A 21,346-nucleotide genomic window follows, 5' to 3' on the forward strand; every position below is an offset into this window, starting at 1 on the left:
TCCTCAGGCGCTGCGCGGCCGCAGGAAACGGCCATCGCCCTTCTGGTTGACGATGCGCCGGCCATCGTACGCCTGCTGGCCGCGGCACCAGGTGCCGGCCACGCGCACGGTGAATTCCCGGCCCTCGAACGAGCTCCACTGCACCGCCGAGAGACTGGTCGCGGGGTCGTAGGCGTAGCGTTCCGGCTTGAGGATGACGATGTCGGCGTCCTTGCCCACTTCCAGCGTGCCCTTGCGGTCGTCGAGCAGGAAGTGCTGCGCCGGGTTGCGGCTCAACTGCCGCACCACCATGGACGGTGCGATGCCATGCTCTTCGCAGCCGGTCCAGAATGCCGGCAGCAGCGTTTCCAGGCCCGGGCCGCCGGACGAGTTCTTGAAGACGTTGGGATTCTGCTTGCGCTCCAGGCCCCAGCTCACATGGTCCGACGAGACGAAAGTGCATTCGTCGTTGGCGATGTGCGTCCACAGCAGGTCCACCTCGGCCTTGGGCCGGATCGGCGGGTAGTGCTTGGTCTTGGCGCCGAAACGGCGGGTATGTTCCTCATGATTGAGCATCAAGTACTGCACGCAGGTCTCGATGCTGGCGCGATGGCCGCTGCGGCGATACATGTTGCAGATTTCGAACCCGCGCGACGTCGACACGTGCACGGCGTGCGCGCGCGCGCCCGTCTCGGCGCCGATCTCGTAGATCAGCGCCGTGGCGAGGTTTTCGATCAGCGGCGTATGGGCGCGCATGAAGGCGTCCCAGCCCGTGTCGCCGGCGTCGACCAGGCGCGCGATGTTCTTGCGCGTCAGTTCCTGCATCTGGTTGTGCACGCCGCAGGCCAGGCCCGACGGCGCGATCAGGCGGAACGCCTCATACAGGTCGTCCTCTTCGATGCGGGGAAAGCGCCCCGGGGTGGCTTCGAAGGTGGAGAACTTGAACGCGCACACGCCGCCTTCGATGAGTCCCGCCGCGGCCTGCAGGCCGTGCTCGGTATTCAGGGTGCCGAACAGCGCGACGTCCACGTGACAGTCGCGCTGCGCTTCGGCGATCTTGGCGTCCAGCTGCGGACGCGACGCCACCGGTTGCGGGTCGTCGTAAGGCATGTCCACCATGACCGTGACCCCGCCCGCGGCTGCCGCGCGCGAAGCCCATCCCAGCCCTTCCTGGTTCTGCTGGCTGCCCGCGTGTACCTGGCCGTCCACCACCCCGGGCACGATCCACTGCCCCCGCGCGTCCACGCTGTCGCGCGCCGCGGGCGGCTCGCCGACGCCGCGCGCCGCGATTTTCCCGTCCCGAACCGCCAGCCAGGCGTCGGCCGCCACCGCGTCCGGATCGACGATATTGCCGCGCACCACCAAATCGAAATCGCTCATGACCGCATCCATTCCTTGATTGAGTGCAGGAAGTGTAGTGAGCGACCATCCAAAACGTCTTATGCTTATATGTATGTAGCAATTAACATCAGGTTAATCGGATGAAATTGAATCTGCGGCAGATCGAGGTCTTCCGGGCCATCATGCTCAGCGGTTCCATCAGCGGCGCGTCCAAGCTGCTGTTCGTGTCCCAGCCGGCCGTCAGCCGGCTGATCGCCTATACCGAGCAGCGCCTGGGCCTGATGCTGTTCCAGCGCATCAAGGGCCGGCTCTACCCCACCCCGGAGGCGCGCCGGCTGTTCGTGGAAGTCACGGCCCTCTACCAGAACGTGCAGCGGGTCAACGAAGTGGCGGACAACCTGGCGGAAAACCGCGAGGGCCAGCTGCGCCTTTCCTGCAGCCCCAGCCTGGGTCAGTCGCTGCTGCCGCGCGCCATCGCGCAGTTCCGCCGCCACTTTCCCGAGGTCCGCATCGTGCTGCAGACGCTGATTCCCGCCGTGATGCAGCAATCCCTGCTGACGCAGCAGGTGGAGCTGGGCGTGGCGTACATGCCCGTGGACCACCCGAGCCTGGCCTGGCAGCCGCTGTACGAAAACAAGATCGTGGCGGTGCTGCCCAAGGGCCATCCCCTCGCCGCGCGCGGCAAGGTGACGGTGCGCGACCTGGTCAACGAGCCCTTGATCGGCTATAGCGCCGACATTCCGTTCGGCATACTGATCAACAAACTGTTCGGCGGCGAAGAGGCGCAGCCCGAGCCGCGCATCGAAGTCCAGCAGGCCCACGTCGCCTGCGCCCTGGTGCAGGCGGGCGCAGGCGTGGCGCTGGTGGACGAAATCACGGTGGCCGGGCCGATCTGGTCAGAAGTGGTCACCGTGCCCATCAGCGGAACGGTGAACGCCCCGGTCAACGTGTTCCATCTGCAGCTGCAGCCGCTGTCGCGGCTGGCGCTGGCATTCATCAACGTGCTGCACAACCTCGACCAGGACGCCTAGCGCCGGCCACTGCACTGGGGATATCCCTTAGGGCATCAGGCCGTGGGTTGACTCCCCCACTCTGGCGGCCGCCATCGATTAACGTGATGTTATGCATAAGGCATAAAAGGTAATACGACATTATCAAATTTGATTCCTATGATGCCCCCGTCTATCCCGTGTCCAACGCGCGGGAAGGTTTCAACAGCAATCGGGAGGAAGGCATCATGGGAAGAATCTTGACTATGCGCGATGTCGAGGCGGCGGTCCGGGGCGGCTCGGTATTCGCCTGCGGCGGCGGCGGCTGGGCCGAGCACGGCCGTGAACTGGGTTCGATGGCGGTCACCATCGGCCGGCCGGAACTGGTCTCGATGGACGAAGTGCCGGACGACGCCTGGATCGCCACGGCCGCGGCCATCGGCGCCCCGGGCGGACTGACCGACTGGCAGATGCTGGGCATCGATTACGTCAAGGCCGCGCAGCGGCTGCAGGACGCGCTGGGCGAACCCGTGTACGGGCTGATCATCGGCCAGAACGGCATGTCCAGCACCCTCAACGGCTGGCTGCCTTCGGCGGTGCTGGGCACCAAGGTCGTGGACGCCGTGGGCGACATCCGCGCCCACCCCACCGGCGACATGGGCTCGCTGGGCATGGCGGGCAGCCCCGAGCCGATGATCCAGTGCGCCGTCGGCGGCAATCGCGCCAGCAACTCCTATATCGAACTGACCGTCCACGGCGCCACCGGCAAGGTGTCGCCGGTGCTGCGCAAGGCCGCGGACATGGCGGGCGGCTTCATCGCAAGCTGCCGCAACCCGATACGCGCGTCGTATGTGCGCCGGCATGCGGCGCTGGGCGGCATCAGCAAGGCCCTGGCGCTGGGCGAGGCCATACTCGCGGCGCAACCGCGCGGCGGCACCGCCGTGATCGACGCCATCTGCAAGGCCACTGCCGGCGAAATCATCGGCTCGGGCAAGGTCGTGCGCAACACGCTGCAATACACCGAGGAAGCCTTCGACATCGGCACCGTGGAAATCGGCGAAGGCGCGGGCAAGCGCGTGATCCACGTGATGAACGAACACATGGCGGTGACCGACGCCCACGGCGAACGCATCGCCTGCTATCCGGACGTCATCACCACGCTGGACGCCGACGGCAACCCGGTAAGCGCCGGAAAGCTGCGCCCGGGCCTGGGGGTCAGCATCCTGCACGTCAGCAAGCAACACATCCCCCTGTCTTCCAGCGTCACCGATCCCTCGGTCTATCCGATCGTGGAAAAGGCATTGGGCATGAACTTCACCGACTACGCACTGGCACCCTGAGGAACACCGACGTGAAACGCGAATTCAATATCCCCGGCGGCAATGCGCTGCGCTGCAAAGGATGGCGCCAGGAAGCCTTGCTGCGCCTGCTGGAGAACGTGCTGGCCGTGGGCGAGGACCCCGACAACCTGGTGGTCTATGCCGCGCTGGGCCGGGCCGCGCGCGACTGGCCTTCGCATGACGCCATCGTGCAGGCCTTGCTCGACCTGGAAGAAGACCAGACCCTGATCGTGCAGTCGGGCAAGCCCATCGGCGTGCTGCGCACGCATCCGCAGGCGCCCATCGTCATCATGGCCAACTGCAATATGGTCGGCCAATGGGCGCGGGCCGAGAATTTCTACCAGTGGGAACGGGACAACCTGATCTGCTGGGGCGGGCTGACGGCGGGAGACTGGCAGTACATCGGCTCGCAAGGCGTGATCCAGGGAACCTACGAGATCTTTTCGCGCATCGCCGAGCGCCATTTCGGCAATGACCTGCGCGGCCGCTTCATCCTGACGGCGGGCATGGGCGGCATGGGCGGGGCGCAGCCGCTGGCCGGCCGCATGGCGAACGCCGCCATCCTCACGGTCGAGATCAATCCCGAACGCATCGAAAAACGGATCAAGGCCGGCTTCCTGGAGCGGCGCGCGGACTCGCTGGACGAAGCGCTGGAACTGATCCGCCAGGCGCAGGCCCGCCGCGAGCCCATTTCCGTGGGCCTGCTGGGCAATGCCGCCGACGTCTATCCGGAGATCCTGGCGCGCGGCATCGTGCCGGACATCGTCACGGACCAGACGTCGGCGCATGACCTGGTCTACGGCTACATCCCCGCCGGCTACACGCTGGAGCAGGTGGCGCAATTGCGCCGCACCGACGTTTCCCGCCTGATGGACGCCAGCCGCGAGTCCATCGTGCGCCACGTCACCGCGATGCTGGGCTTCAAGGACCGCGGCGCGGTGGTGTTCGACAACGGCAACCTCATCCGCACCCACGCCAGCCAGGGCGGCGTCGAGCGCGCCTTCGAGATCCCGGTCTTCACGGAAGCCTTCCTGAGGCCGCTGTTCGCGCGCGCCATCGGCCCGTTCCGCTGGATCGCGCTGTCCAACGACCCCGAAGACATCCGCAAGATCGACGATTTCCTGCTGCGGCGTTTTCCGGACAACTTCATCGTGTCCAACTGGATCAGGCTGGCGCGCGAAGAGGTGCCGTTCGAGGGGCTGCCCGCGCGCATCGCCTGGCTGGGCCACGGCGAACGCACCGAACTGGCGCTGGAGGTGAACCGGATGGTTCGCGACGGCGAGCTGAGCGCGCCGGTCGCCTTCACGCGCGACCACCTGGACGCCGGCGCGATGGCCCACCCCAACATCATGACGGAAAACATGCGCGACGGCTCGGACGCCATTGCCGACTGGCCGCTGCTCAACGCGATGATCAACTGTTCGTCCAGCGCCGACCTGGTGGCGATCCATTCGGGCGGCGGCGGATACAGCGGCTACATGACCAGCGCCGGCGTCACCGTCGTGGCCGACGGCTCCAGCGCTGCCGACGAGCGGCTGCGCCTGTCCTTGACCAACGACACGGCCAGCGGCGTGCTGCGCTATGCGGACGCCGGCTACGAAGAGGCCCTGGACGAGGTGAACAAAAAGGGAATCGCCCGCATCGATACCGCCGCGGGCGGCCGTTGATTCCACGGACATGGCGACTGGCGACATGGAAAACAAAATGCTGCAAGGCTTGCGGGTGCTGGATTTCACGAGGGTGCTGGCCGGGCCCTATTGCACCGCGATGCTCGCCGACCTGGGCGCCGAGGTGATCAAGGTCGAACCGCCGCAAGGCGACGACCAGCGGCACATGGGCCGCATGGTCCAGGGCGAAAGCACCAACTTCATCCTCAACAACCGGGGCAAGAAAAGCGTGCGCCTCGACCTGAAGCATGCCGAGGGCCAGCGCATCGCGCGCGAACTCGCCGCCAGAAGCGACGTGGTCATCGAGAACTTCAAGCCCGGCGTGGCCGACAGGCTGGGCATCGGCTATGCCGAACTGGCCGGGCGCAAACCCGACCTGGTGTATTGCAGCATCTCCGGGTTCGGCCAGAACGGCCCCAACGCGGGGCGGCCGTCCTACGACGTGGTGGCGCAGGCCATGAGCGGAATGATGAGCCTGACCGGCGAGGCCGACGGCGCGCCGACGCTCATCGGCGAGTCGGTCGGCGACATCTGCGCCGGCATGTTCGCCGCCTGGGGAATCATGGCCGCCCTGTACGACCGCGAACGCAGCGGACGCGGCCGCCATATCGATGTGGCCATGTTCGATGCGCTGCTGGCCATGCAGCCCACCGCGCTGGCCCAGTACCTGTTCGGCGGCGTCCCGCCGGTGCGCGTCGGCAACCGGCATCCGCTGAGCTCGCCCTTCGGCGCCTACGCCGCGCGCGACGGGCACCTGGTCATCGCGGCGGCCAACGACAAGCTGTTCCAGGCGGTGGCGGACACCATAGGCCGGCCCGACCTGCCCGCCGATCCGCGCTTCGGCAGCGACGGCGAGCGCAGCCGCAACGACGCCGAGCTGCGGCCGCTGATCGAGGCGTGGAGCACGACGCAAAGCGTGGAAGAGGCCGTGGCGGCCCTGACGCGAGCCGGCGTACCCGCCGCGCCCATCCAGGACACGGCCCAGGCGATCGACAGCGAACAGGCGCGCGTGCGGCGGCTGGCCACCCGCGCGCTCCACCCCGTGCTGGGCGAGGTGGAGCTGGTCGAACAGCCGGTGCATTTTTCCGGGGTGGCGCGGGGCAGGCTGGATGGCGCGCCGACGCTGGGGCAGCACAGCGCGTCGGTGCTCGCCGACGTATTGGGAATGGACGCCGCGGCCATCGACGGCCTGCGCGCGGCGGGCGTGATCTGAGGAGAAACGGAATGGAAATGCGGTTCAGCCCGGAAGAAGAGCGATTCCGCTGCGAAGTACGCGATTTCATCGCGCAGAACCTGCCGAGCGATATCCGGCGCAAGGTGGAACTGGGGCTGCGTCTGGAACGCAGCGATTACGTGCGCTGGCAGGACGTCCTGGCGGCGCGCGGCTGGTATGCGGTGAACTGGCCCGAGCAGTACGGCGGGCCCGGCTGGAGCCCGGTGCAGAAGTATCTGTTCCAGCAGGAGTATGGCGCGCAGCCCTGTCCGCCGCTGGTGCAGTTCGGCGTCAACATGGTGGGGCCGGTGATCTACACCTATGGCGACGAAGCGCAGAAGGCGCGCTTTCTGCCGCGCATCCTGGCCAACCGTGACTGGTGGTGCCAGGGCTATTCCGAGCCGGGGTCCGGCTCGGACCTGGCTTCGCTGCGCACGACGGCCGTGCGCGACGGCGACGATTACATCGTCAACGGCTCCAAGATCTGGACCACCTGGGCGCAATGGGCCGACTGGATGTTCGCCCTGGTGCGCACCAGCAAGGAAGAACGCCCCCAGCAGGGCATCTCTTTCCTGCTGCTGGACATGCGCTCGCCCGGCATCAGCCTGCGCCCCATCCGCATGCTGGACGGAGACGCCGAAGTCAACGAGGTGTTCTTCGACAACGTGCGGGTTCCGGCTTCCCAGCGGGTCGGCGGAGAAGGCGCCGGCTGGTCCTACGGCAAGTTCCTGCTCGAACACGAGCGCTTCGTGATCTCGGGCGTGGCCCGCTCCAAACGCCTGCTGTCGCGGGTCAAGGGCGTGGCGCAGCGCCTGCCCGACGGCATGGGCGGCTGCCGGCTGGACGACCCTGCCCTGCGCCTGCGCGTGGCGGACCTGGAAACGCAGCTGTGCGCGCTGGAATACACCGAGCTGCGCTTTCTTAGCGCCATGAACGCGGGCCAGAGTCCCGGCAGCGCCGCCTCCATCCTGAAGATACGCGGCACGGAAATCGAACAGTCGATCAGCGAACTGGCCATGGACTGCCTGGGCGCGGACGCGCTGGCCCTGGACGAAGCGCTGCTGGACGGAACGGGCGCCGACGCCGACGCGCTGGGTCCGGATTTCGCGGCGGCCGCCGGGCCGCTCTACCTCAATCTGCGCAAGGTCACGATCTGGGGCGGGTCCAACGAAATCCAGCGCAACATTCTGGCCAAGCACGTGCTGGCGCTGTAGGAGACGACGATGGATTTTTCGTTCAATGAAGTGCAGCGCATGCTGCGGGACAGCACCGAGGCCTACGTGCGCGACTGCGGCGATTTCGAACGGCGCAGGCGCCTGGTCGCCAGCGCCCGCGGCTATGCGCCGGAAGACTGGACGCTGATGGCCGAACTGGGATGGCTGGCGTTGCTGCTGCCGGAAGACCTGGGCGGCATCGGCGGCGGGCCGGTGGAGGCCATGATCGTCATGGAGGCGTTGGGCAAGGCGCTGGCCGGCGAGCCCTACCTGGCGACCGCCGTCCTGGGCGCGGGCTGCCTGCTGCGCCACGGCAGCCCGGCGCAGCGCGAAGCCTGCCTGGGCCCGCTTGCCCGCGGCGACTACAGAATGGCGCTGGCCCACCGCGAGGCCGGCGCGCACGAAAACCGCTACGCCGTCGCCATGAAAGCGCGGCGCGACGGCGACGGCTACGTGCTGCAGGGCGCCAAGCACACGGTGTCGGACGCGCCGGGCGCACAGGCGTTCATGGTGTCGGCGCGCACCGCCGGCCAGCCGGGCGAGCGCGACGGCATCACCCTGTTCCTGGTGCCGGCCGACGCCCCGGGCGTGACGCAGCGCGCCTTCCGCAGGCTGGACGGCGGCAACGCCGCGCACCTGCGCTTCGACGACGTGCGCATCGACCGGGCCGCCGTGCTGGGCCGGCCGGACGAAGGCGCCGCCGTGCTGGACGACCTGTACGCGCACGCGATCGGCGCGCTGTGCGGCGACGCCGTCGGCGCGATGCAGGCCATGCACGACGCCACCCTGGCCTATCTGAAAGTGCGCCAGCAGTTCGGGCGCGCCATCGGCGCCTTCCAGGCGCTGCAGCACCGGCAGGTGGACATGTACACGGCGCTGGAAGAAGCCCGTTCGCTCACCCTGGCGGCCAACATGGCGCTGGCCGAAGGCCTGCCGGAGGCGACGCGGCTGCTTTCCATGGCCAAGGCGCAGGTCGGCAGGTCCGCGCGCATCGTCGGCCAGGGCGCGATCCAGCTCCATGGCGGCATCGGCATGACCGAGGAATTGCAGGTCGGCGCGCATTTCAAGCGGGTGACGGTGATCGAGGCCCGGTTCGGCTCGCGCCAGCACCATCTTTCCGAACTGGCCTCGAGCCGGCCAGCGTAGCAAGCGAAAACCCTCTCCCGCCCGAGGCGGGAGAGCCACAGGCGATACATATAGCGTCATACAGGCGCACACGACCTCGATGGGGAAAAAATGAAAGACATCACGCTCAACCCGGGAGCCGCCGCCATGCCGGACCATGAGTCCGCTCCAGCGGCCGGCATGCACAGCGGACGCAAGGCGGTCATCGCCGCATCGGCCGGCAATGCGCTCGAATGGTACGACTTCACGGTCTATGCCCTGTTCGCGGTGTACATCGGGCAGAACTTCTTCCAGAACTCCGATCCGGCGGTCCAGCTGATGGCGTCGTTCCTGGCCTTCGGGCTGGGTTTCGTCGTGCGGCCGCTGGGCGCGCTGGTGCTGGGCTCCTACGGCGACCGCGCCGGCCGCAAGGCGGCGCTGACGCTGACCATCATGCTGATGGCCCTGGGAACGCTGCTCATCGCCGCCGCGCCTCCCTATGCGGCGATCGGCGTGGGCGCGCCGCTGCTCATCGTGTGCGGCCGGGTGCTGCAGGGCTTTTCGGCCGGCGGCGAAGTGGGCGGCGCCACCGCCTTCCTGGTCGAACATGCGCCCGAAGGCAAGCGCGGCCAATACGCCTCGTGGCTGCAGGCCAGCATGGGCATCTCCAACCTGCTGGGCGCGCTGGTCGCGACCCTGGTCACCACGCTGCTGACCGAACAGCAGGTGGGCGAATGGGGCTGGCGCGTGCCGTTCATCATCGGCCTGGCGATCGCGCCGGTCGGCCTGTGGATGCGGCGGGCGCTGGACGAAACGCCGCACTTCCGCGAGGAACAGGCGCGCCAGGCCCGCCAGGGCAAGCCCGTCAAAACGCCGCTGCTGTCGGTGATCCGCGACTATCCCAAAGAGCTGCTGACGGGCCTGTGCATCTCCGTGCTGTGGGCCATCGGCCCCTATGCGCTGATCATCTTCATGCCCATCTACGTACAGAAGTCGATGGGCTTTTCCAGTTCGCAAGCCTTCCTGGCCGCCCTGGTGGGCAACCTGTTCCTGATCGGGGGCTGCGTCTTCGCCGGCACGCTGTCGGACCGCTACGGCCGCCGCAACGTGCTGCGCGTGGCCGCCCTCATCATGCTGCTCGCCGTCTATCCGCTCATGATGTGGCTGCGGGACTCGCATACCCAGGGCACGCTCATCGTGGTGCAGTCGCTGTTCTGCCTGATGGTGTCCTTGTATGTGGGCGTGGCGCCGGCGGCGCTGTCCGAGGTCTTTCCCACCGCGGTGCGCTCCTCGGGCATGTCCCTGTCGTACAACACGGCGGTCACCGTCCTGGGCGGCTTCGCCCCCGCCATCCTGACCTGGATCACCTACACCACGGGGATCGCGTTCGCCCCCGCCTTGTATGTAATGGGCGCCAGCGCGGTTGCGCTGGTCGCGTTGACCCTTCTTCCGCAGAGCCGCCATGTTTAACGCCAAAGCACGCAAGACATTGATCGCCGCCGCCTTCGCGCTGGCGAGCCTGGCTTCGGGTCCGCTCGCGGCCGAACCCCCGCCCGCGGCCGAGCTGGTCCTGCTCGGCGTGGCCGGAGGACCGACCTGGTACGGCGAGGACTCGCCCCATGGAATCTCGTCGGCGGTGCTGGTGGACGGCCGGGCCTATATCGTCGATCTGGGTTCGGGCGCCTACCGCCAGCTGCGGCGCGCCGGCGTCAAGCCCGGCGCGGAGCAGGCGCTGTTCTTCACGCACCTGCACACCGACCATGTCATCGACCTGGCCACGCTGTTGATGTACGACCCCAGCGCCCGGCGCCGGGCCAAGGCCTCAATGCAGATCTACGGCCCCGGACGCCGCGGCGTGCTGCCGCCGCTGGCGCCCGGCATGAAGGACGATCCGGTGATCCATGCCGAAAACCCCTCGGCCGGAACCCGCGATCTGGTCGAATCGGTCGTCGCCGGCATGTCGGCCGACCTCAACATACGCGTGCGCAGCGAAGGCGTCCCGGACATCCGCCAGTTCTTCGACGCGCACGATATCGCCGTGCCGGCCGGCGTGGTGCGGGACCCGAACACGGACCCGGCGCCACCGATGGAACCGTTCCCCGTCTGGCAGGATGAGCGCGTCAAGGTCAGCGCCGTGCTGGTGCCGCACGGGCTGGTGTATCCCAACTTCGCCTATCGTTTCGACACCGCCGCGGGTTCGGTGGTGTTCTCGGGCGACACCGCGGTCAGCGAAAACCTGATCAGGCTGGCGCGCGGCGCCGACGTTCTGGTGCACGAGGCGATCGATCCGGCCTGGGTCGACCACATCGTCGGCGCCAAGCCCTGGAACGCGCGCCAGCAGGCCTTGGCCAAACAGTTGCTGGAAGCGCACACCACCCCCGAGCAGGCCGGCGAAGTGGCCGCCCGTGCGGGCGTCAAGACGCTGGTGCTGTCGCATCTGGTGCCCGGCGACGCGCCCCCCGAACATTGGGAAAAAGCCCGCCAGACCTTCTCGGGCCCGGTCGTGCTGGGCCAGGACCTGCTGCGCCTGCCGCTGCGCGGCCAGGCCCGCCCTTAGCACCGGCAACGCCTCGACCTCCATCGCCGCGGGCCTCTCCGTCGCCCGCGGCGGCGCCACGCCCATTTCCTCTCGCCAGGAGTCCTGATGCCCGACTGCAATCGCCATCCCGTCCCCGCCCTCGCCCCGCCTGCGCGCGCCGCCCTGCCTGCGGCCATGCTGCTGGCGGCCCTGCTTGCGTCCGCGGCGACCGCCGCCCCCGCCTGCGATCCGGTCGCGCTCGACGGCCGCTCGCTCACCTTGGCGCAGGTCGAATCCGTGGCCCGGCGGGGCTGCGGCGTGACCCTGGCCGACGACGCCATGCTGCGGGCCCAGCGTTCGTACGACCTTCTGCTCGCGTATGCCCGGCTGGAACGTCCCGTGTACGGCCTGAACCGCGGCGTCGGACTCAACAAGGACCAGACCATTTTCGAGGGCAGCGAGATTTCGGCCGAGGTCCGCAAGCTGTCGGAACAGTTCAACCGCAACCTGCTGCGCTCGCACAGCGCCGCCTACGGCGCCGAATCGCCGCAGGACGTCACGCGCGCGGCGATGCTCATCCGGCTCAATACCGCCCTGTTCGGCGGTTCGGGCATGCAGCCGGCGGTGCTGCGCCGGTACGCCGAATTCATCAACCGCGGGATCACTCCCGTCATGTTCGGCGAAGGCTCGGTCGGGGAAGCGGACATCACGATCCTGCCGCAGATCGGACTGGCCATGACGGGCGAAGGCGAAGCCTATTATGGCGGCCGGCGCCTGCCCGCGGCCGAGGCGCTGCGCCAGGCCGGCCTGGAGCCGGTGCGGCCCTTCGGCAAGGACGCGCTGTCCATCGTCAGTTCGAACGCCTATGGCGCCGCCGTCGCATCGCTGGCGGCGCTGGACGCCGCCAGGCTGCTGACGCAGGCCGACACGGTCGCGGCGCTGTCGCTGGAAGGCCTGAACGGCAATCTCGCGCCGATACTGCCGGCCGCGCAGGCCCAGCGCCCCTACGGCGGGCAACTGCGCACGGCGCAGCACATGACGGCCATGCTGCAAGGCAGTTCGCTCTGGCAGCAGGACGCCCAGCGGCCGCTGCAGGACCCGCTGAGCTTTCGCACGGTGAGCCAGGCGCACGGCGCGGCGCGCGACATGCTGGACCTGCTGCAACGGCAGCTGCAGCTGCAGATCAACAGTTCCGACGACAATCCCACCGTGGCCCTGGACGCCCGCCCGCCCGAGACGGCGCAGCCCTACGAGCGCCAGTTCTACGTCACCGAAGGGCCCGTCCGCGGCGCCGTGCTGCCCAGCGCCGGATTCGATCCCAGCGGCTGGGCGCTGCCCCTGCAGGGCATGACGGTGGCCCTGTCCCAGGTGGCGCAATTGTCGACGCAACGCACGCTCAGGCTGACGGACCCGGGCTTCACCGGCCTGCCGAGGTTTCTGAGCCCGGGCAACGGCGCGATCGGCTATGGCCCCATCCAGAAAACCGTCTCCTCGCTGGCGGCGGAGATCCGGACGCTGTCCATGCCGATGTCGACCGACGTGCAGCCCCAGGCCGGAAACATCGAGGACGTGGGCACCAACGCGCCCGCCTCCGGACGCAGGCTGGCCGCCCAGGTCGACCGCATGACGACGCTGCTGGCGGTGGAGCTGATGCACGCCGCCCAGGCGGTGGACCTGCGCATTGCGAAACAGCCCGATTTCAAGACCGGTGCGGGCACCGGGGCCTTGTGGCGCGAGTTCCGCAAGCAGGTTCCTTACATGGCGGAGGACCGCCGCAACGACGTCGACATCGTGCGTGCCGCCGAATTCCTGGCGCGCGGCCGCAGCCAGGCCGAAGCAGGCGCGACCGCGCGGTGAAACGGGCGGCGCGCCGCCTAGGCCGCGACCGCCTCCTCCAGCATGTCGAGCCTGTCCTGCCCCCAGAACAGCTCGCCGCGATAGACGTAGGACGGCGACCCGAATACCCCGGCTGCCACCGCGGCATCGGTGTTGCGCCGATAGGCTGCCTCCGTTTCGGGCCGCGCCGCCGCCTCCAGCAGCGCCGCGGCGTCCAGGCCCTCGCGCTGCACGATGGCGCGTAGCGCGGCTGGGTCGGAAATATCCTGCTCGTCGCACCACTGCGCTTTCAGAATGGCCTTGTACAGGGCCGCCACCGGTAGGCCCGCGCTGTCGGCCGCGATGACGATGCGCGAGGCCAGGCTGGCGTCCGGGCACATGTGGGCCGGCTGCGGATTGACGTGGATGCCCAGCTTGCGGCACCAGCGCGCCAGTTCCGTCACGCGGTAGGCCTGGCGCTCTGGCGCGCGCCGGCCCAGCAATATGCCGCCGGTGCGGGCGTAGACCTCGGGCAGGTCTACCGGCAGGTAGCGGATCGCCGCCTGTCGCCTGGCCGCCAGCGCCTCCAGGCGGTCGGCGCCCAGGAATGCCCAGTCCGAATTCATCCAGAAGTAATAGTCGATGGTCTTCATGGCGTCCTCAGGTCCGTGCGGGCCGGCACGCGCAGCACGGGCGCAGCGGCTTCGCTGCGCATGCGCCAGGCGCTGTACAGGGCGACCAGCCCCAGGAGCGCCAGATACCACACCACGTACTTGGGATCGCCACCGCCTTTGGCCAGCAGCCAGGTCGCCACGATGGGCGCAAGCCCGCCGCCGATGGCGCCGGCGACCTGCACCGCCAGCGAAATTCCCGTATAGCGCACATGGGCCGGGAACTGGCTGGAAAACAGTGTGCCCTCCGGCCCGTACAGGCAGGCATACACCAGGCCGATCGCCAGGCACACCGCCGCAATGATCCAGCCAGTCTCACGGCTGCCCAGCCACAGGAAGAACAGCGGCGCGCACACCAGGATACCGATGGTGCCGGCCATGAACACCCACTTGTGACCGATGCGGTCGCCCAGCATGCCGAACAGCGGCATGGTGATGAGCGCCAGCGCCGCGCCCCAGATGGTGGCGTCCAGCATCACCGAGCGGGGGATGCCCAGCGTGCCGGTCGCGTAGGCCAGGGAAAACGTCACCACGGTATAGAACCAGGTCACTTCCGCCAGCCTCGCGCCCACCACCACCAGCAGCGCGCGGCGATGGTTTTTCAGCACCTCGGCCACCGGCACTTCGACCTTGGCGCCCTTGTCGCGCATCTGCTCGAAGTCCGGCGATTCGGCCACCTTGACGCGGATGAACCAGCCCACCAGCAGCAGCACCACGCTGGCCAGAAACGGCAGGCGCCAGCCCCAGGCCAGCATGTCGGCCTCGGGCAGGGACGCGACCGCCCCCATCGCCAGTGACGACAGGATCAGGCCCGGCGCCACGCCGGCCTGCGGCAGGCTGCCGAAGAAGCCCTTTTTGCCGTTGGGAGCGTGCTCTACCGCCATCAGCACCGCCCCGCCCCATTCGCCGCCCACCGCGATGCCTTGCAGAAAACGCATCAGCACCAGCAGCACCGCGGCCCAGTAGCCGATCTGCTCGTAGGAAGGAATCAGTCCGATCAGTATCGTGGGCACGCCCATCAGCAGCAGCGTGATCAGCAGCATGGACTTGCGGCCTATCTTGTCGCCGTAGTGGCCGAAGATCACGCCGCCCAGCGGCCGCGCGAAAAAACCCACCGAATAGGTGGCGAACGCCGCCAGCGTACCGGTCAGCGGATCGAAGGCCGGAAAGAAGATCTTGTTGAAGATCAGCGCCGCGGCCGTGCCATAAAGAAAAAAGTCGTACCACTCGATCGTGGTGCCCATCATGCTGGCCAGTCCGGCCGTCACGTATTCGCGGCGCGAGCGCGCAGCCGCAGGCTTGGTCGTCATCATGTCGTGACTCCCCGAAAAGTGTCTGGAGGAATGCCGCGCAGCGGCGTCAGGCGGCCGGCAGCGGCAGGGACGCGACGCCATGCGTCTGCCGGGCCCAGTAGTTGAACGTCGCGTTGACGATCGAGGGCTTGAGCAGGTAGTCGTGCGCTTCGCGCGCCAGCGCATCGTCCACGGGCGTGAGCGGGCCGAACGCCTGGGCGCGGATCTGCATGCGGGCGGCGCGTTCGAGGTACACCGACAGGTAGGTCGCCTCTTCGCAGGACTGGCCCGCCGTCAGATAGCCATGGTGGGCCAGGATGATGGCCCGCTTGGCGCCCAGCGCCCGGGAGATGATGACGCCCTCCTGGTCCGCGATCGGCACGCCCGGCCATTCGCCCAGAAAGGCGCAATCGTCATGCAGCGGTGTCATGTCCATCTGGGCGACCACCAGCGGCTGGCGGGCCGCCGCCAGCGCCGAGGCCCAGGGCGAATGCGTGTGGATGATCGACTGCACGTCGGGCCGGGCCTCGTAGACCCACAGGTGAAAACGCGTGGCCGGATTGGCCATGCCCTCGCCCGTCAGCGTGTGCAGGTCGCGGTCGACCTCGATGAAATCGGCCGGCGTGGCTTCATCGAAGCCCAGGCCGAAGCGCAGCGTCCAATAGGCGCCGGGCCGCTGCGAGCGCATGCTGATCTGCCCGGCCAGGCCGGCCTCCTGCTCGGTCATGGCCAGGATGCGACAGGCGTAGGCCATGGTCTCCTGGATGCTGCGCGGCACGGCATGCAGATGGCGCGCCATTTCCTGCGTGGCGCGGGTGTCGAAGTAGGATTTTTCCCTTAACGCGGTATTCATGTCTTCCCCTGTTATGCCTGCGGCGCACGGCGCGCGCAGTACCGACAGTATGGAAACCGCGGCGCAATCCAGCCATGCAGCCAGGGTCATAGCTGCTATTCGGCGCGCCGCCCGAGGCGGCCGCCGGGCTATTGCAGGGCGATGCGGACGGCGCTGGCCAACAGGCCGCTCACCAGAGGCAAAGGCTGGCGGCGCGCAAGCGTGATGGCGACCACGCGCCGCCGCAGGATCGGGCTGTGGATGCGAACCTTGCGCAGGCCGTAGTCGTTGAGCAGCTTGTCGGGGATGCGCGAAGGCAGGATACAGGCGCCCACCCCGGAAGACACCAGCTTGAGCATGGCGTCTATGGTCTCGGCCTCGGCGACGAACTCGGGCTCCAGCCCGGCGCTGTGGATCATCTTGCGCAGGGCGTAATGCGGCGGAAAACCGACCAGCCGCAGGCTCATGCCAGCCAGGTCCGCGTTGTCCACCAACGGCTGGCCGCCCTGCACGATCAGGCACATATCGTCGTCGAACAGCGTGGTCGAGGCCAGGTTGTCCGAGGCGACCGCCGAATCGTAGACGAAGCCCACGTCCGCCTTGCCGCTTTCCACCAGCGCCACCACCTCGGGCGAACTGCGGCCCATGACGGAAAGATTCACGTGATCATGCCTGCTGACGAAACTGGCCACCACCTCGGCCATGAAGTAATAGCTCAGCGTATGCACCGTGGCCAGACGGACCGTCCCCTGGGTGACGCCCTCGCGCTGGCGCACCGCCTCCAGCGTACGGTCGATGCTGCGGTAGGCCGGCGATATGCCGTCCAACAGGCGGGCCCCGGCCTCGGTCAGTTCCACCCCGCGCCCGGTGCGCGTGAACAGCGGCTTGCCCACGTGCGCTTCCAGCGCGGCCAGTTGCCGGCTGAGTCCGGACTGCGTCTGATCCAGCTCCTCCGCCGCCCGCGACAGCGATTTCAATTCGGCTATCCGCAGGAAATAGCGCAACTGCCGGTCCGGTGTGTCCATGCTGCAAGCCCCTGTTGTCGATCGCATGCGCTCGTGGCGGCGCGTGGCGACAGTGTGCACCAGGAATCGAGGCCGGCACCACGGGGATTTGCGCTACTGTCATATGATGAACGGGTCAACACGACAGGCAGGTCCGCGCGGCGTATCCCGGCCCGGCGCTCAAATAACACTCCGCAATGACCACACATCCCATTCCCGCCACGATCGCGGCCGTGGTGCGCGACGGCCAGGTGCTGCTGGTACGCCGCGCCAATCCTCCCGATGCGGGCCGCTGGGCGTTTCCCGGCGGCAAGATCGAGGCCGGCGAGCGCATCGAGGACGCCGCCGCGCGCGAACTGCTGGAGGAAACCGGTGTGCGCGCCGAGCCGGTGCAGGTGTTCGACGCGGTGGACGTGTTCGACCGCGACGAGTCGGGCGCGCTGCGCCGCCATTTCATCCTGATCGCGGTGCTGTGCCGCTGGCGGTCGGGCGAGCCCGTCGCCGGCGACGACGCCAGCGAGGCCCGCTGGGTGCCGCTGCACGAGCTGGAACGGCATACGCTGGCCACCAGCCTGGGCGTGGCGGAACTGGCGCGGCGGGCTGCGGCGCTGACCGCGGCGGGCAGCGCCTGAGGCGCGCTCATCGGGCGCCCGATTCCCGCAGCCAGTCGCGAAACGCGCGCGCCTTGTCCGGCAGCGCGGCCCTGCCCGGCCAGACCAGGTAGTACGCAAACTCTTCCAGCCTGGCCTGGTCCGCCAGTTGCACGAGGCGGCCCGAGGCCAGTTCGTCGGCCACCATCGCGGCCGGCAACAGGCCCGCGCCCTGCCCCGCGGCGACCGCTTTCAGAAGCAGGCCGCCGTCGTCGAAGGCCGGACCTCTCGGCATACCCGCGTCTTCGACGCCCTGGGCCGCGAACCATAGCTGCCAGCCGCTGCGCGCCTGATCGTGCACGCGCGGCCAGTCCAGCAGGTCGCGCGCGCTGCGCGGCATGCCCAGGGTGGCGACGAGTCCGGCCGCGGCCACGGGCACGACCGCCACGGTCAACAGGTGTTCGCTCTGCAAGCCCGGATAGCGGCCCAGTCCGTGGCGGATCGCGATGTCCGCGCCGTCGCGACCGAACGCCGCCAGGGCGTTGCCCGTGACGATCTGCAAATCGATTTCGGGATGGCGGGCATGGAAATCGGCCAGCCGCGGGATCAGCCAGGCCGAGGCGAAGAACGCGGTGGTGCCGACCACGAGAACGCGGCTGGCCGGCGGCGAGGCGACGCGCGCCGAGGCCGCGAGTATCTGGCGGAAGGCGTTGCGCACCGGCGGCAGAAAATCGCGGCCCGCGTCGGTGAGCTGGATGCGGCGGTTCATGCGCAGAAACAGCGCCACGCCCAGATGCTGCTCTAGCGTCTTGACCATCTGGCTGACCGCGCCGGGCGTCACGCACAGTTCCTCGGCCGCGGCCTTTACCGACAGGTGGCGGGCCGCGGCCTCGAAGGCGCGCAAAGCGTTTAGCGGAGGCAATCTGGATGGCGACACAATGTTTAGTTTTTCTAATGCGAAAAGCATAGAAATCATGGCTTGTACGGGCTTGTTTCCAGGGATTAACTTGCAGTCCTTGCCCTTGTACACGTTAGATAAAGCATAGATGAACTCCCTACCAGCCATCAAGCCGGGCGCTGCCCCCCATTAACTGGAACTGACCGAGCTGGCCGCGCTGATCCGGTCGGGCGACGCGTCGCCGGTCGAGGTCACGCGCGCCCAATTGCAGCGAATCGAAAAACTGGACGGCGTCTTGCGCAGCTATGCCCGCGTTACGGCGGCGTCGGCGCTGCGCGAGGCCGAGGCGGCCGAGGCCGAGATCCGCGCCGGCCGCTATCGCGGTCCGCTGCACGGCGTGCCCATCGCGTTGAAGGATCTGTTCCGGCGCAAAGGCGTGCCGACGGCCGCCGGCGGCGTGCTTCACCGTGACAAGCCGGCGGACTACGACGCTACCGTGACGCGCCGGCTGCGCGAGGCGGGCGCGGTGCTGCTGGGACAGTTGCAGATGACCGAGGGCGCCTATTCGGATCACCATCCCGACATCGCGCCGCCGCGCAACCCATGGAACGCCGCCTACTGGACCGGGATCTCGTCCAGCGGATCGGCGGTGGCGACGGCGGCGGGCCTGTGTTTCGGCGCGACGGCCTCGGACACCGGCGGCTCGATCCGCTGGCCGAGCGCCGCCGCCGGGCTGACGGGCATCAAGCCGACCTGGGGCCGCGTCAGCCGCCACGGCGCCTTCGAACTGGCGCCGTCGCTGGATCACATGGGTGTCATGGCCCGCAGCGCGCGCGACGCCGCGGTGCTGCTGCAGGCTATCGCCGGTCCCGACCCGCTGGACCCGACCGCGTTGCAGGCGCCCGTGCCGCCTTACGTCCGGCTGGCCGGGGAGCCGGCGCAAGGACTGCGGATCGGCATCGACGCAGACTGGAACGGCGACGGCGCGGACGCGCAGACGCTGGCCATGACGGCCGCCGCAGCGCAGGTGTTCCAGGAACTGGGCGCGACGCTGGTGCCGCTGCGCTTTCCGGCCGCCGACGCGGAACAGGCCGTACGCGATTGGGCGCCGAACTGCGCGGTGGAAGCGGCCGTGGCGCACGCGTCCAGCTATCCCGCGCGCAACGCCGACTACGGCCCGGTCCTGGCGTCCGTGCTGGACGCGGGGCTGGCGCTGTCCGGCACGGACTACCAGCGCATCCTGCTGCGGCGCATGGCCTTGCGCGGCAAGGTGGACGCGTTGTTCGGCGGCGTCGATGCGCTGCTGACGCCGGTGCAGCCGATGGCCCCGCTGACGCTGGCCACCGTCAGCACGCTGGGCCGCCAGCCAGGGCTGGTGGCCGCGTTGCAGCGCTATACCTGCGTGTTCGACATGACCGGCCATCCCTGCCTGACGCTGCCCGCCGGACTGTGCGAAGCAGGCATGCCCATGGGCGTGCAGCTCGTGGCGGCTCATTTGAACGAGGCCACGCTGTTGCGCCTGGGCGCCGCCTTCCAGGCGGCGACGCGCTGGCACCTGAGCCGCCCGCGGGAGTACGCCGAATGACCACCCCCGCGCAACCGCTGGGCGGCCGCAGCCGCGCCGCACCGATCTTCCACGGATGGCGGGTGGTGGCCGCCGCCTTTGCGATTACCTTGCTCGGCTTTGGCAGCGCGTATTCTTTCAGCGCTTTCGTCGAGGCGCTGCAACAGGAGTTCTCCGCCACCCGCGGCGCAGTATCGCTGGTGTTCTCGCTGGCGGGTTTTCTGTATTTCGGCTTCGGCGCCATCAGCGGTCCGCTGGCCGACCGCTACGGTTCACGACGGCTGGCCGTGGCCGGGATGCTGCTGCTGGCGGCGGGCCTCGCGCTGGCGGGCGCGGCGCGCAACATGACGCAGGTCTACGCGGCGTATGGCCTGGGCGTCGGACTGGGCATAGGCTGCTCTTACGTGCCGGTGGTCGGCGCGGTGCAGCGCTGGTTCGAACGCCGCCGCGCCATGGCGTCGGGACTGGCGGTCAGCGGCATCGGAGTGGGCACGCTGCTGGTGCCGGCACTGGCGGCCGTCCTGATCGACCACTGGGGCTGGCGCGGCGCGTATCTGATACTGGCCGCGGGCGTGGCGCTGGCCGGCTGCGCGGCGGCGCGCTGGATCGAGAACTCTCCCGCGGACCGCGGCCTGCTGCCCGACGGCGCAGCCGGTCCGCGGCCCGCCGACGCGACGCGCACGGCGGCGCCCGGCCTGCCGGTGCGGACGGCGGTGCGCAGCAAGGCTTTCGTCCTGTTGTACCTGGCCTGCCTGGCCGGCGCCTTCGGCGTATTCGTCCCCTTCGTGCATCTGGTTCCTTACGCCCTGGACCGGGGCATCGAGCCCGCGCTCGCCGTACTGCTGCTGGGCTCGATAGGCGCGGGCAGCACGGCCGGCCGCTATCTGCTGGGCGCGCTGGCCGACCGCCTGGGCCGGCGCGCGTCGCTGGCCGCCATGTATGCCGGCATGGCGGCGACGCTGGCGTTATGGGGCGCCTGCGGCCAGTTCTGGACGCTGGCGCTGTTCGCGCTGGCCTTCGGTCTGTTCTACGGCGGCTGGGTCGCGCTGCTGCCTGCCGTGGTCATGGACTACTTCGGCGGCCGCCATGTCAGCGGCATCATCGGCGTGCTGTACACCAGCGTGGCGTTCGGCACCCTGATCGGCCCGGTTGCGGCCGGCTACGCCTATGACCTGCGCGGCGGCTACGCGCTGCCCATCACCATCAGCGCCGCGGTCAATCTGCTGGCCGCGGCGCTCACCGGGCTGCTGCCGGGTCGCGGCGCGCGCTGAGCCGGAGCCGAGCGCCGCTTCCACTACCATAGGCCTTCCGATCA

The 21,346-nt window shown here is 68.8% G+C and carries 18 protein-coding genes; 12 read left to right on the top strand and 6 right to left on the bottom strand.

Annotation, left to right across the window (positions count from 1 at the left end; genetic code table 11):
• Positions 1-3 precede the first annotated feature (3 nt).
• Positions 4-1,359 carry a dihydroorotase gene (locus AC1M14_RS15875; RefSeq protein ID WP_102771453.1) on the bottom strand — a complete coding sequence of 452 codons (1,356 nt, stop codon included), beginning with the start codon at positions 1,357-1,359 and terminating at the stop codon, positions 4-6.
• Between the two features lie 101 nt (positions 1,360-1,460).
• Between AC1M14_RS15875 and AC1M14_RS15880 the strand changes: the two genes are divergently transcribed.
• From AC1M14_RS15880 to AC1M14_RS15920, 9 genes are all read left to right on the top strand, one after another.
• Entirely contained in the window at positions 1,461-2,351 is an 891-nt protein-coding gene (locus tag AC1M14_RS15880) for a LysR family transcriptional regulator (protein ID WP_102771454.1), read from the top strand.
• A 206-nt stretch (positions 2,352-2,557) separates the two neighbouring features.
• A complete protein-coding gene (locus AC1M14_RS15885) occupies positions 2,558-3,649 on the top strand; it encodes a DUF917 domain-containing protein (protein ID WP_479729990.1) in 1,092 nt (363 codons plus the stop codon).
• 11 nt (positions 3,650-3,660) lie between these two features.
• A complete protein-coding gene (locus tag AC1M14_RS15890; protein ID WP_111825388.1) occupies positions 3,661-5,316 on the top strand; it encodes a urocanate hydratase in 1,656 nt (551 codons plus the stop codon).
• Between the two features lie 37 nt (positions 5,317-5,353).
• Complete coding sequence (locus AC1M14_RS15895; protein ID WP_479729991.1) at positions 5,354-6,529, top strand: CaiB/BaiF CoA transferase family protein; 1,176 nt, start codon at positions 5,354-5,356, stop codon at positions 6,527-6,529.
• Positions 6,530-6,540: 11 nt separating this feature from the next.
• Positions 6,541-7,743: an acyl-CoA dehydrogenase family protein gene (locus AC1M14_RS15900; protein WP_479729992.1), complete on the top strand. Its 1,203-nt coding sequence runs from the start codon at positions 6,541-6,543 to the stop codon at positions 7,741-7,743.
• A gap of 9 nt (positions 7,744-7,752) precedes the next feature.
• A complete protein-coding gene (locus AC1M14_RS15905; RefSeq protein ID WP_102771457.1) occupies positions 7,753-8,889 on the top strand; it encodes an acyl-CoA dehydrogenase family protein in 1,137 nt (378 codons plus the stop codon).
• Positions 8,890-8,979: 90 nt separating this feature from the next.
• Positions 8,980-10,317, top strand: coding sequence for an MFS transporter (locus AC1M14_RS15910; protein ID WP_102771458.1), 1,338 nt, complete (start codon positions 8,980-8,982; stop codon positions 10,315-10,317).
• On the top strand, positions 10,310-11,404 hold the full coding sequence (locus tag AC1M14_RS15915) for an MBL fold metallo-hydrolase (protein ID WP_479729993.1): 1,095 nt from the start codon (positions 10,310-10,312) through the stop codon (positions 11,402-11,404). The genes AC1M14_RS15910 and AC1M14_RS15915 overlap by 8 nt, the downstream gene beginning before the upstream one ends.
• A 156-nt stretch (positions 11,405-11,560) precedes the next feature.
• A complete protein-coding gene (locus tag AC1M14_RS15920) occupies positions 11,561-13,222 on the top strand; it encodes an HAL/PAL/TAL family ammonia-lyase (protein WP_479731810.1) in 1,662 nt (553 codons plus the stop codon).
• 17 nt (positions 13,223-13,239) lie between these two features.
• Here AC1M14_RS15920 and AC1M14_RS15925 read toward each other — a convergent pair whose 3' ends face one another.
• From AC1M14_RS15925 to AC1M14_RS15940, 4 genes are all read right to left on the bottom strand, one after another.
• A complete protein-coding gene (locus AC1M14_RS15925; RefSeq protein WP_479729994.1) occupies positions 13,240-13,833 on the bottom strand; it encodes a DsbA family protein in 594 nt (197 codons plus the stop codon).
• Positions 13,830-15,164 (bottom strand): MFS transporter, encoded by a 1,335-nt coding sequence (locus AC1M14_RS15930; protein ID WP_479729995.1) that lies wholly within the window; start codon positions 15,162-15,164, stop codon positions 13,830-13,832. Before AC1M14_RS15930 ends, AC1M14_RS15925 begins: the two co-directional genes overlap by 4 nt.
• 46 nt (positions 15,165-15,210) lie before the next feature.
• Positions 15,211-15,996, bottom strand: coding sequence for an aldolase (locus AC1M14_RS15935; protein ID WP_479729996.1), 786 nt, complete (start codon positions 15,994-15,996; stop codon positions 15,211-15,213).
• 128 nt (positions 15,997-16,124) lie between these two features.
• On the bottom strand, positions 16,125-17,000 hold the full coding sequence (locus AC1M14_RS15940; protein WP_479729997.1) for a LysR family transcriptional regulator: 876 nt from the start codon (positions 16,998-17,000) through the stop codon (positions 16,125-16,127).
• A 176-nt stretch (positions 17,001-17,176) separates the two neighbouring features.
• Between AC1M14_RS15940 and AC1M14_RS15945 the strand changes: the two genes are divergently transcribed.
• Entirely contained in the window at positions 17,177-17,611 is a 435-nt protein-coding gene (locus tag AC1M14_RS15945) for an NUDIX hydrolase (RefSeq protein ID WP_102771465.1), read from the top strand.
• Positions 17,612-17,618: 7 nt separating this feature from the next.
• Here the strand turns inward: AC1M14_RS15945 and gcvA are convergent, their stop codons facing one another.
• The gene (gene gcvA, locus AC1M14_RS15950; RefSeq protein WP_102771466.1) at positions 17,619-18,506 is read right to left on the bottom strand and encodes a transcriptional regulator GcvA; all 888 of its coding nucleotides are present in this window, start codon (positions 18,504-18,506) and stop codon (positions 17,619-17,621) included.
• A gap of 226 nt (positions 18,507-18,732) precedes the next feature.
• Here gcvA and AC1M14_RS15955 point away from each other — a divergent pair, with 226 nt between their 5' ends.
• On the top strand, positions 18,733-20,052 hold the full coding sequence (locus tag AC1M14_RS15955; RefSeq protein WP_479729998.1) for an amidase: 1,320 nt from the start codon (positions 18,733-18,735) through the stop codon (positions 20,050-20,052).
• Positions 20,049-21,302, top strand: a complete 1,254-nt coding sequence (locus tag AC1M14_RS15960; RefSeq protein ID WP_479729999.1) for an MFS transporter — start codon at positions 20,049-20,051, stop codon at positions 21,300-21,302. The genes AC1M14_RS15955 and AC1M14_RS15960 overlap by 4 nt, the downstream gene beginning before the upstream one ends.
• Positions 21,303-21,346: the final 44 nt, after the last annotated feature.

It is taken from the genome of Achromobacter sp. SX5, assembly GCF_056711425.1.